Source organism: Kitasatospora sp. Xyl93 (assembly GCF_055383135.1).
In genome coordinates this window covers 3849558-3861052 of record NZ_AP029185.1, presented here as the reverse complement: position 1 = coordinate 3861052, position 11495 = coordinate 3849558, and the positions used below count along the sequence as shown (strand labels likewise).

Below are 11495 nucleotides of genomic sequence, written 5' to 3'. Positions count from 1 at the left end.
GCCGGCGTCGACCATCAGGCCCGCCAGGGCTCCGGGCGAGGTGCGGGACGTCTCACCGGGGACCGCCGGGCGAACCATCAAGACTCGGTAAACCGAGGGTAATGAAAGCTTTGCACAGCGTGGTTCCGGGAGGGAAGCGGAAAACCCCCTGATTCACCCCAATGGGTGGTGGCCGAACGGTCGGGAATCTGCTGGTGGCGGCGGCCGTGGGCCCTGCGGCCGGGCGGGCGGCACGCGAACGGGCCGTGGCCTCCCGGAATGGGGAGGTCACGGCCCGTTCGGTCGCGGTGGTGCTGGTCAGACGTGGGCGCCCGCCGGGGCCGTGCGCTCGCCGCCGTCCGCGTACTCGCCCAGGACGAAGTCCCCGTCCACCTGGCTCGCGAGGTCGATGCCGACCTTGGCGTTGGCCCAACTCTCCGCGTTGCGGCGGTGGAAGAGGACCGCCTGCTCGGTGTAGCGGCGCGCGTCCCGCCGCCCGTACGCCGTGTCGGTCTCGATCCGCAGCTCCTCCAGCACGGCCCGGTTGGCCGACTCCAGGGCCCTCAGCGGCGGCTCGGCCCCCTGCTCCAGGCGGCGCACCCAGTCGGACTGGCCGAAGGTGGTGAGCAGGTCGTCGCCGACCTCGCGGCGCAGGAAGGCCAGGTCGTCCGGGCCCTGCACCTTGTTGCCGACCACTCGCAGCTGCACGCCGAAGTCTCGGGCGTAGTCCCGGTACTGGCGGTAGACGGAGACGCCCTTGCGGGTCGGCTCGGCGACCAGGAAGGTCAGGTCGAAGCGGGTGAACAGGCCGGAGGCGAAGGAGTCCGAGCCGGCGGTCATGTCGGTCACCAGGTACTCGCCCGGGCCGTCCACCAGGTGGTTGAGCAGCAGTTCCACCGCACCGACCTTGGAGTGGTAGCAGGCCACCCCGAGGTCCTCCTCGGTGAACGCGCCGGTCGCCAGCAGTCGGACCGAGCCCTCGTCCAGGGCGATCGGGCGGGCGCAGGCGGCGTAGACCGGGTTCTCCTCGACGATCCGCAGCAGTCGCGAACCGCGGCCGGGCGGTGTGGTTTTGATCATCTCGTCGGAGGAGCGGATCAGCGGGTTGCTGCCGCGCAGGTACTCCTTGATCTCCGGCAGGTGTCCGCCCAGCGGGGGCAGTTCGGCCGCCTGCGCGTCCGTCAGCCCCAGGGCGGGGCCCAGGTGCTGGTTGATGTCGGCGTCCACGGCGATGACCGGTCGGCCCATGGCTGCCAGGTGGCGGATGAACAGGGCGGACAGCGTGGTCTTCCCGCTGCCGCCCTTGCCGACGAAGGCGATCTTCATCTGGGGACTCCGGCTCTCGCTCAGGGCCCTCGCTACGGGCCGCTTGCCCAGGGGTCGCGTGGGGGCGGATCCCCTAGTTGGAAATCGTTATCGTCTCCGATAGCGGCCATGCTAGCCGGGGTTTCGGGTTCGCCGGGGGCGGGAAGTGAGGATTGCCTCTAACGGGTGATGCGGGGTTGCTGTTCCGGGAGGGGCGGCCCGTTCATTACTCTCGGGTAGGTGAGCACTGGAACTGATCCCCTCGCCCCGCTGGCCCAGCTCCCCGGGGTGCCCGACGCGGTGGCCGAGGTGCGCAAGGCCGTCGACCGGCTCTACGGCCACCGGGTGATGCGCCGCCGGGCGGCCGAGGTCACCTCGGAGTCCGCGCTGCGCGGCGCCCGCGCGTCGGCGGCCCTGGCCGGGGCCGACTGGCCGCTGGAGGAGGTCCGCCGACGCAGCGACTTCGGCGCGGACCCCGAAGCCCGGGCGGTCGGCGCGGCCCTGCGGATCGCCGCCGAGGCCGGCCAGCTGCTCAGCATCTGGCGGCACTCGCCGCTCCAGGTGCTGGCCCGGCTGCACCTGCTCGCGGTCGGCGACGCCGATCCGGCCGCCGGCCGCCCGCGGCGGGCCGGGGAGGGCGCCGAGGAGCTGTTCCCGCTGGAGCTGGAGCCGGTGGAGAGCGTCGAGGTCGACGCCGTGGACGATCCGCTCCCGGTGCTGCCGCCCGCCCCGGGCACGGAGGAGGTCGCGGCCCGGCTCGACCAGCTGTCCCGGCTCCTGGTGGCGCGCGCGGAGGGCCAGGGCGTGGGCACGCCGGCCCTGGTCGTGGCCTCGGTGGTGCACGGCGAACTGCTCGCGCTGCGGCCGTTCGGCACCCACAACGGGGTGATCGCGCGGGCCGCCCAGCGGATCGTGCTGATCGCCGAGGGGCTCGACCCGAAGTCGATCTGCCCGGCCGAGGTCGGTCTGGCGGAACTCGGCACCGCCGCCTACCGGCGGGCCCTGGCCGGCTACCTGGCGGGCACCCCCGAGGGGATGGCGGCCTGGATCGCGCACTGCGGACGGGCGCTGCGGCTCGGCGTCCGGGAGAGCACGGCGGTCTGCGAGGCGATGCAGCGCGGGATGGTCTGAGCGGCCGGACCGGAACGGCGCACGCGCCCCCTGGGGCGCGCGGAGAAAGAGATGCGGCGGCACCTGATCCTGCTGGGTGCCGCCGCTGGTGCAGATACCGGGTGACCATGCATGCACCGGAAGTGCCGATCAGACGGGGATCCTGCCCGTTCGCCTGGTCCGGCGGCCCGACAGCGGGTCGGCTGCATGTGGGTGCCCGGATATCTGTACGTGCGGTCCGTGGGCCTGAACTGCGTTGTCGGTTTGACCTCTTAGGTCCTGACCGGGTCTCGCGGGCCGTGCTTCATTTGTATCGCGTTTCGGGCGAAAGGGGAACCCGAAACGAGAAGTCTGTCCCGATTGCCCGTTTTGGCCAAAGACGGCCGGCGGCGCGGCCTCAGGCCGCGGGGCGCCGCCTCCGGGCCAGGTACCAGATCACCCCGGCGGTCACCACGGCCGTCCCGACCGCCACGGCGGTCAGCACCGAGCCGCTCGGAGCGGAGAACTCGGGCAGCCGGCGCCGCAGTTCCACCGGCTTCTCGAAGACCAGCACCGGCCACTCCCGGGCCTGCGCCTCCTTCCGCAGCGCGCGGTCGGGGTTGACCGCCGACGGGTGGCCGACCGCCTCCAGCAGCGGCAGGTCGGTGGAGGAGTCGCTGTAGGCGTAGGACGCGGCCAGGTCGTACCCCTCGGTCCCGGCCAACTCCCGGATGGCGGCGGCCTTGTTCTCGGCGTAGGCGTAGTACTCGATCTCGCCGGTGTAGCAGCCGTCCTCGACCTTGAGCCGGGTGGCGATCACGTGGTCCGCGCCGAGCAGCCGGCCGATCGGCTCGACCACCTCGGAGCCGGAGCTGCTGACGATCACCACGTCCCGGCCGGCCGCGTGGTGCTGCTCGATCAGCGAGGCCGCCTCGTCGTAGATGATCGGGTCGATCAGGTTGTGCAGGGTCTCGGCGACGATCTCGCGGACTTGCTGGACGTTCCAGCCCCGGGTGAGCGCGGAGAGGTACTCGCGCATCTTCTCCATCTGGTCGTGGTCCGCGCCCCCGACCAGGAAGACGAACTGGGCGTACGCACTGCGCAGTACGGCCCGACGGTTGATCAGACCCCCCTGGTAGAAGGGGCGGCTGAAGGCCAGCGCGCTCGACTTGGCGATGATGGTCTTGTCGAGGTCGAAGAAGGCCGCCGTGCGCGGTCCGCCGGGCCGGGGGCGAACGGGCGGGCGGAGCTCTTCGGGTCCGGTGGTGTCGTCCGGGGACTCGTCGGCGCGGTCGTCGGCGTTCTCGGTGGTGTCCACGGGAACCGAGGATAGAGGGAGCCGCAAAACACCCCGCCATTCGGCGTACTCGCGGGCGTGCGGGTTTGTGTTTCTGGCCGCTCGGGTACACCATGGAAGTCACGGATCGTTCGCGACCGTGCTAACCCGGTCCGGCTCCTCCCCCCCCGAGCCGGGCTGTGGATAGACGACCCCCGCTCTCCCCCCCGGCGGGGGTCGTCGCACGTCCGGGGCCATTTTCAGGGCTCGAACGCCTCTCGCGGCGCATTCGCCGCCGCCGCGTCGACGGCTTACAGGGAGTGTCGCCACCTCGGCCTGCCGATCGACTTTCGTCACTCTGCGTCGTCAGTTGCTCATGTCCGTCGAGGATCGAACGGCCGGTTCCGAGCGGTCGTGCGGGTCCGTTCGGAAACGGTGCCGGGAAGACGGCGGGGAGCGGTCCGGAGAGGGGGCGAACGGGATGCGGCGGGCCGCCGGTTCATCTCGGTGACCCCCTTTCGTCAATTCTTCGCCGATTAGCCCCCCGCCCGGGTGAACGTTTTCATCCACAGCCCATGAGTTATCCACAGGCAATCGGAACCCGGATGACGGAATCCGGGATCTCCCCCCACCGTGATGACCGGCGGCGGTCGCCGGGCAGGGCCTCACTCCTTCCTCCCTGAGGTCTGTCGGACGGCCGTCCGTTGGAACCGTCCGACGTGCGCCGCCGGCCACCACTCCGGTGGTCGGCGGCGCGGAGGGGAGACACCGTGTCGACGCCTATCGCCGACCACATCACCGCCGAGGGCCCCGCGGTCGCCGGGCCGCTCGTCGTCACCGAGGACGAGGGCCTGGCCGAGCACCTGCTGCGGATCTGCGCGGCCGCGGGCACCGAGCCGAGGCTGGTCCGGGGCGCCCCGCCGACGCGGGAGCTCTGGGAAGGCGCCTCGCTGGTCCTGGTCGGGGACGACCAGGCCGCCCGCTGCTCCGGGCTGGGGCGGCGCGGCGGGGTGCTGCTGCTCGGGCTGGACCTGGACGATCCCGGGGTGTGGGTCCGGGCCGTCCAACTCGGTGCCGAGCACGTGCTGTTCCTGCCCGACGCCGAGGCCTGGCTGCTCGACCGGGTGGCCGACGCGGCCGAGGGGGTCGGCTGCCCGGCGGTCACCGTGGCGGTGCTCGGCGGGTCCGGCGGGGCCGGGGCCTCGACCCTGGCCTGCGCGCTGGCGGTCACCGCCGCGCGGGCGGGCCGGCGGACGATGCTCCTGGACGGCGATCCGCTGGGCGGGGGTCTCGACATCCTGCTCGGCGGCGAGCGGGTCAGCGGGTTGCGCTGGCCCGACCTGGCCGGCTCCCGCGGGCGGGTCAGCGGGGCCGAGCTGGCCAGGGCGCTGCCGGCGCTCAAGCGGCTCTCCGCGCTGTCCTGCCTGTCCTGGGACCGCGGCGACACGCTGACCGTCCCGCCGGAGGCCATGCGCAGCGTGCTGGCCGCCTCCAGGCGGCGCGGCGGGCTGGTGGTGGTCGACGTGCCCCGCCACCTCGACGCGGCCGCCGGGCAGGCGCTGGAGCAGTCCGACCTGGCGCTCCTGGTGGTGTCGGCCGAACTGCGCGCGGTGGCCGCCGCCGACCGGGTCGCGGCGGCCGCCCGGATGCGGCTCGGGGACGTCCGGGCCGTGGTGCGGCCGGTGCGGGCCGGCGGTCTCCCGGCCGGGCAGATCGTCCGCGGGCTGCGGTTGCCGCTGGCGGGAGAGCTGGAACCGGAGCCGGGCCTGGCACAGGACGTCGTGAAGGGCGTCCCGCCCGGGAGCCGGGAGAACGGCCCGCTCGCACGCTTCTGTGCGGGCTTCCTGAACGAGGTGCTGCCGCCGGTGCCGGCGGTCGGAGGAGGGGTGTACTGATGGTCCGTCTGCGCAGAACAGTCCTTCGGAGTGGCTCGCCCGGCCCGGGCGGCGGGGGTGCGCGGGAGCACCGGCCGCTGCGGAGCGTGCCGTCGTCCGGCGGGCCGCCGGAGCCGGGGCCCGGTCACGGTCCCTGCCCGTACGGCCGGACGGCCCGCGAGCAGCGGACGGCGGCCCTGGTGGACGCGGTGCGGCTGCGGCTGGCCGAGTCGGGCGCCGCCCCGACGGCGGGCTCGGTCGCGGCCGCACTGCGGGCCACCCGCCCGCCGCTCGGCGGCGACGAGGTCCTGGACACCGTGCGCTCGCTGCGCGCCGAGCTGGTGGGTGCGGGCCCGCTGGACCGGCTGCTGGCGGCGCCCGATGTCACGGACGTCCTGGTGAACGGCCCGGACGAGGTGTGGGTCGACCGTGGCGGCGGCCTGCGGCGAGCCACCGGAGTCCGGTTCGCCGACGCCGAGGCGGTGCGGCGGCTGGCCCACCGGCTGGCCACCGCGGCCGGCCGGCGGTTGGACGACGCCCGCCCGTGGGTGGACGCCCGCCTGCCGGACGGCACCCGGCTGCACGCCGTGCTGCCGCCGATCGCGGCCGGCTGCACGCACATCTCGCTGCGGGTCTGCCGCCCCCGGCCGTTCACGCTCGACGAGTTGGTGGCGGGCGGGTCGCTGCCACCGGAGGGTGCCGAGCTGCTCGCGGGCATCGTGCGGGCCCGGCTCTCGCTGCTCGTGTCCGGCGGGACGGGCTCGGGGAAGACCACGCTCCTGTCGGCCCTGCTCGGCCTGGTCGGGCCGGACGAGCGGATCGTGGTCGCCGAGGACTCCGCCGAACTGCAACCGGCCCACCCGCACGTCGTCCGGCTGCAGGGCCGGCCGCCCAATCAGGAGGGGCTGGGCGAGCTCACCCTGCGGGACCTGGTCCGCCAGGCGCTGCGGATGCGCCCGGACCGGCTGGTGATCGGCGAGGTGCGCGGGGCCGAGGTGTCGGACCTGCTGGCCGCGCTGAACACCGGGCACGAGGGCGGCTGCGGCACCGTCCACGCCAACACGGCGGCGGACGTGCCGGTCCGGCTGGAGGCCCTGGGCTCGCTCGCCGGTCTCGACCGGCCGACACTGCACAGCCAGCTGCGGGCCGCGATCGACGTGGTGGTGCACCTGGCCCGCGATCCGGGCTCGGGGCTGCGCCGGGTGGCGGAGATCCACACGCTGGCCGGAGCCGGCGACGGATCGGCCGTGACCACACCCGCGGTGGCCTTCCCGGCGTCCGGCGGCCTGCGTCCCGGTGCGGGCTGGGAGCGGCTGGTCGGACTGTTGGCGGCGCGCGGGGTGCCGCTCGGATCGGGGCGGTCGTGATCGCGGTGACGGTGGCCGGGTCGGGAGGAGCGGACGTGCGGGTGGTGGAACTCGCCTTCGCCCTGCTGCTGGGCGGGTGCGCTGCGGGTGCCCTGGTGCTGCTCGGTGGCGCGGGTCGGAAGGACGGAGGACGACGGAGGTGAACGACTTGGCGCAGAGTCAGATCGCGCTCGGCTGGACGGTGGTGCTGTGCCTGGTGGCCGTCGCCGCGTGGCGCTCGGTGCAGGAGCAGTTGCCGGGCGGGCGGCGCTCCAGGCTGGTGCTGGCGGGCAGCGGGCCCCCGGTGCCGGTTCCGGTGCCGGGGCTGGGGCCAGGACCGGGCACGGAGATCCTGGCGCGGGCCCGGGGCCGGCTGCCGGAGCTCCTGGCGCCCGAACTGCTGCTCCTGCCGCTCGGATTGGCCGCCGGACGGACCGTCGCCTCGCCGGTGCCGGTGCTCGTGGCCGCCCTGGCCGTGCTGCCGCTGCGCAGGTGGCGGCTGCGGCGACGCCTGGCGGCGGAGGCCCGGCACCGGGCGGCGGCCGTGGTGGAGTTCTGTGCCGGCCTGGCGGGGGAGTTGCGCGGCGGGGCGACACCGGAGCAGGCGCTGCACCTGGCCACCGCGAGGCTCGCCGCCGACCCGGAGGCGCTGCGCAGGCTCGGCGAGGAGCCGGTGGCGCGGCTGGCGGCCGGCCGTTACGGCGGGGACGTGCCCGCTGCCCTGCACCTGCTGGCCGAACAGCCGGGCGGCAGCGGGGCGGCGGCCGTCGCGGCCTGCTGGCGGGTGGCCGCGGACAGCGGCGCGGGGCTGGCCGACGCGCTGGAGCGGGTCGCGGAGGCGCTGCGCGGCGAGCGGGCGCTCGCGGAGGAGATCGCCGGGGAGCTGGCGGGTCCCCGCGCGACCATCGCCGTCCTGGCCGCGTTGCCGGCCGTCGGACTGCTCCTCGGCACGGCGCTCGGCGCACGTCCGCTGGAGGTCCTGCTGCACACCCCGGCCGGGCTGGGCTGCCTCGTGGCGGGAGCGGTCCTGGAGGGGCTGGGGGTGCTCTGGACGGCGCGCATCGTGCGGGCGGCGGCCCACGGCGGGCTGGGGGCGCCTTCGCGGCGGGGTGAGCCGCGTCGAACCCGTGGCCGTGCGGCGCCCGCTCCTCGGGCGAGCGAGCGGAACTGCGGGCTGTCGCGGGTGCGCGCACGGGTGCTCGGGGCGGAAGCGGGGGCGAGGTGATGCGAGGCGCCGAGTGGCTGGCGGTCGCCCTTCCAGCGGTGGCGGTTGCCGTGGGGTGGACGTCGGTGCGTGGCCGGGCGAGGCGTCGGAGGGTGTTCGCCCGGGCCGCAGGACGGGAGGAGAGGGGGCGAAGAACGCGGCTGGAGGCCCTGGCAGTCGGGCGCCGACGGCGGGCGGTGACGGCGGCCGTGGCCGGGCTGGCGGCGATGGTGCTGCTCGGTGGCGGTACCGGACTGGTCGCCGGGGCGCTGCTGGCGGGGGGCGTCCACCGGTGGTCGGCCCGGGCACGACCGCCGGCGGACCGCCGGGCGGCCCGCGAGGACGAGCTGCTGACCAGGCAACTCCCACTGGGCGCCGAGCTCCTGGCGGCCTGCCTCGGCTCCGCGGCGCTGCCTTCGGAGGCCGTGTCGGCGGTGGGTCGGAGCGTGGGAGCGCCACTGGGGCCCCGGCTGGTGGCGATCGGGGCCGAACTGGCCCTGGGCGCACCGCCGGAGCTGTGCTGGAGCCGGCTGGGCGAGCAGCACCCGCCGCTGGCACCGCTGGCGCGCTGCCTGGAGCGCAGCAGCCTCGGTGGTGTCCCGGCAGCCGGCCCGCTGATCGGCCTGGCCCAGGGGCAGCGCACGGCGGCGGCCCGCGCGGCCCACGCACGGGTGCGCCGGGCCGCGGTGCTCGCCACCGCGCCGCTGGGGCTCTGCTTCCTCCCGGCCTTCGTCCTGATCGGAGTGGTGCCGGTGGTGATCGGCCTCACCAGCCGCTTCGCCCAGGCGATGTGAACAAGGGTCGAGTGCACGGTCATCGACCATCAACGGAAGACAAGCGACAGGAGAGTTTCATGACCGCAGTGATCGCGATCGGGCCCGGTGCCGGGCGTCCGCTCCGCCCGTCGGCCGCGGCATGGCGGCGCAGGAGCCGCCGAGCAGCCTGCCGGGTGCGCAGGGTGGTCCGGCTCCGGGGCCGCTCGGACGCCGGGATGACCACGGCCGAGTACGCCGTCGGGACCACCGTTATCTAGTGCTGTCAAGCACTGTGCGCTGGTCACCGCAGGTCGGGTTCATTCAGGCACGTAAGGCAAGTGCCCGCTTTGGCGCGCCGTCGCCTGGTGCACCCTGAGCCAAGCCCTGGCGATCGCGGTTGGTCTGTGCCTCTGTCGTGGCTTGCCTCTGCCGCACGGACGCTGGCCTTCGACGGCAGCGGCTAGGATCGCGCCATGCCAGGTGAGGCCATGCACCAGAAGGGCGCCGACGGGGCGCGACGCGCCAAGCGCTACCTCGACGCCACTACCCGTGTCAGGTCTTCATGGACGAATGAGGACGCCGTCGCCGCGGGCCGACTTGAGTTCAACTGGCCTCATGGCGAACGACAGCCCTACTCATATGACCTGGGTGGAATTCTATCCGGCGACGAGTTCGAGGGGCGATTCTTCCTCTCTGAATGCAAAAACTATGCGACGGCCGCAGATCAGGGATATCACTTCGATGACTTCCTAGCCAAATGCTACCTGACTCGCCGGGATCATCATCGCCTTGCGGATGACTTCATGTGGATCACCTGGCACCCATTCCGGGTCACAACATGGTCCTCGCTCTATTCCCCCGAGAAGATCGCCGAATCCTTGCTGCTGGAGCGGAACCTCGAAAGGGTTTTCGGCACGGCGGACAATGCCGAGGCGGAAGCTCTGATCGATGACGATCTAGCCAAAGACGTCTCGGATCGTATCTGGGTGATCGTACTCTCCGAAAAGCAGGAGAAGCTGGTAATCACCCCAAAAAATAGAGGCCTGATCATCGCGAATCAGGTCGAGAGGGGTGAAGGGTAATGGATGACTTTGAAGCCTTCATCTATAATCTGACCTCCGAAAATCCGTCACAGAACGTGGCTTCAATTAAGAATGCCGTCATCTCAAGGCTTGAAGCCTCAGACTCTGACGTGACGGTGGAGTCGACGGATTACTTCAACCATACCTATGCCCCGGACTTGGTTCTTCGCTGGCATGGCGACCATTCCATCAGGCCCGTTTTCCTTCGAACGAGCGACAATCCCGAGTACATTCGCGAAGATGTTTCGGTCATCGCTAACCAGCGCCCCATCATCATGCCACTAACTGTTCTACGCGATAGCCAAAATGCGGAAGCACTTAAGGTGGAATCGGCGCAGGCCAGTACGCTTGTGGCAACGCCCTCTACCATCAGCACGTTTGCTGATACGCAGGGCGACAAGCCCGTTTTGGGCTTGCTGTCCAAGGCGGTCTTGCAGGGCGGTCGGGGCTTCGTCGACCAAGACCGGGCGCGCTCCGCGACCGCCACGGTCGATGCGGGATTCACCGCTGCCCAGCACGCTGAGGTCAAGTCGACACGCGACGCGCTTACGACTGCTGAGGACCTCCTAGACGCGACTCGGGCCGGGATTCTAACAAGGCTATTGCATGCAGTATGGCTCGGCTCTGGAGCGCCGGCATCGACGTTTCCCGGCGCAGGTGGCATCGCTACTAGTCTCGACGCAGCCGGCCTGAAGTTGCTGCTGGATGTCGTTACCTCCTCTGACGCTGAGTTCTGGAGGAGGATTGGCGCAGGGCTGACGCTTGAGCGACTCTGCGAAATTGACGCTTCTCAAGAATCTGAGAACCTCCAGCACCTAGTAAATTCCAACCTTGACAGGTTCCGCGCCAAGTCGCTTCAGCTGTCAGATGTCACTACATCTCCAGTGGCTGCTCCCGAGGCTCTGCGATGGTTTCTGCACTCCGGCATGCTTGGGCTCAAGGATGAATCATTCGTTTCCCACTTCTCCCCTGGCCCAGTCTCCTCGCTGGGATCGTCGACTGGCTCTCCTAGTCGACAGGTTCGACTCAGGGAACTGGTCGATCGAGCAGCGCTGGCCCGTGTAACTATCGACGAGCTTGTAATCGAGGCAGAGAATGGCAGGCGGCTTGAGTATCGACTTCCAGCCAACACATACATCTGGGACGACCCGGTGCTTGAGGAGTTCTCCTTGGCCCTCGGGAAGGGCTCATTCGTGACGTCGGCAACAGTTCCACTGGAGGGACGAACTCGACACTTGAAGTGCGATCTCCAAAAACACTCTGCCGCAGGTCGAACTGCCGCCAAGTTCACCCTGCGAGAGCTTTTGAACTACGCGCTCCCCGTCCTAGGTGACCTATCGCCAGCCACTAATAGGAAGCTAGCTGAGCTGACGACGCAGCACGATGGATGAGTGTTAATTCGTTGTCGCCATCCATGCAGCCAGTAGTTCATGTGTTGACCGTCGAATCCACATGGACCACTGGCTGCCATCTGCCCATTGGTGCCCAGAAAAAGCGTCAGGCGGGTGGGCTCGCTGCCTGCATGCTCATGTCACTGCGGCCGTAGCCGTTTGCTCTGCGGTAGCCCCGCCATGTCCACAGCTAC

10 protein-coding genes are annotated in these 11495 nt (G+C 71.5%); 8 read left to right on the top strand and 2 right to left on the bottom strand.

The genetic code is table 11. From position 1 onward, the window contains the following. Window positions 1-297: 297 nt before the first annotated feature. Window positions 298-1305, bottom strand: a complete 1008-nt coding sequence (locus ACZ5GH_RS17190) for an ATP-binding protein (RefSeq protein WP_387752577.1) — start codon at window positions 1303-1305, stop codon at window positions 298-300. Window positions 1306-1524: 219 nt separating this feature from the next. Here ACZ5GH_RS17190 and ACZ5GH_RS17185 point away from each other — a divergent pair, with 219 nt between their 5' ends. After that, window positions 1525-2415 (top strand): Fic family protein, encoded by an 891-nt coding sequence (locus ACZ5GH_RS17185; RefSeq protein ID WP_387752580.1) that lies wholly within the window; start codon window positions 1525-1527, stop codon window positions 2413-2415. 376 nt (window positions 2416-2791) lie between these two features. Here ACZ5GH_RS17185 and ACZ5GH_RS17180 read toward each other — a convergent pair whose 3' ends face one another. Continuing rightward, window positions 2792-3691, bottom strand: a complete 900-nt coding sequence (locus tag ACZ5GH_RS17180) for an HAD family hydrolase (protein WP_464334673.1) — start codon at window positions 3689-3691, stop codon at window positions 2792-2794. 728 nt (window positions 3692-4419) lie between these two features. On the opposite strand from ACZ5GH_RS17180, the gene ssd reads away from it, so the two are divergent. The 7 genes from ssd (at window position 4420) to ACZ5GH_RS17145 (ending at window position 11301) form a co-directional block, all read left to right on the top strand. Then, window positions 4420-5544, top strand: coding sequence for a septum site-determining protein Ssd (ssd, locus tag ACZ5GH_RS17175; protein WP_464334672.1), 1125 nt, complete (start codon window positions 4420-4422; stop codon window positions 5542-5544). Window positions 5545-5630: 86 nt separating this feature from the next. Further along, entirely contained in the window at window positions 5631-6890 is a 1260-nt protein-coding gene (locus tag ACZ5GH_RS17170) for a TadA family conjugal transfer-associated ATPase (RefSeq protein ID WP_464334671.1), read from the top strand. Then, window positions 6887-7033 carry a hypothetical protein gene (locus ACZ5GH_RS17165; RefSeq protein ID WP_464334670.1) on the top strand — a complete coding sequence of 49 codons (147 nt, stop codon included), beginning with the start codon at window positions 6887-6889 and terminating at the stop codon, window positions 7031-7033. The genes ACZ5GH_RS17170 and ACZ5GH_RS17165 overlap by 4 nt, the downstream gene beginning before the upstream one ends. Before the next feature lie 5 nt (window positions 7034-7038). After that, entirely contained in the window at window positions 7039-8094 is a 1056-nt protein-coding gene (locus ACZ5GH_RS17160) for a type II secretion system F family protein (RefSeq protein ID WP_464334669.1), read from the top strand. A gap of 176 nt (window positions 8095-8270) precedes the next feature. Beyond that, a complete protein-coding gene (locus ACZ5GH_RS17155) occupies window positions 8271-8867 on the top strand; it encodes a type II secretion system F family protein (protein WP_464334668.1) in 597 nt (198 codons plus the stop codon). 434 nt (window positions 8868-9301) lie between these two features. Continuing rightward, on the top strand, window positions 9302-9910 hold the full coding sequence (locus ACZ5GH_RS17150) for a hypothetical protein (RefSeq protein WP_464334667.1): 609 nt from the start codon (window positions 9302-9304) through the stop codon (window positions 9908-9910). Further along, window positions 9910-11301, top strand: a complete 1392-nt coding sequence (locus tag ACZ5GH_RS17145) for a hypothetical protein (RefSeq protein ID WP_464334666.1) — start codon at window positions 9910-9912, stop codon at window positions 11299-11301. The genes ACZ5GH_RS17150 and ACZ5GH_RS17145 overlap by 1 nt, the downstream gene beginning before the upstream one ends. Window positions 11302-11495 lie beyond the last annotated feature (194 nt).

Coding starts and splice junctions, on each gene's coding strand:
- ACZ5GH_RS17190 (WP_387752577.1), bottom strand. CDS start 1,305: ATGAAGATCGCCTTCGTCGGCAAGGGCGGCAGCGGGAAGACCACGCTG.
- ACZ5GH_RS17150 (WP_464334667.1), top strand. CDS start 9,302: ATGCCAGGTGAGGCCATGCACCAGAAGGGCGCCGACGGGGCGCGACGC.
- ACZ5GH_RS17145 (WP_464334666.1), top strand. CDS start 9,910: ATGGATGACTTTGAAGCCTTCATCTATAATCTGACCTCCGAAAATCCG.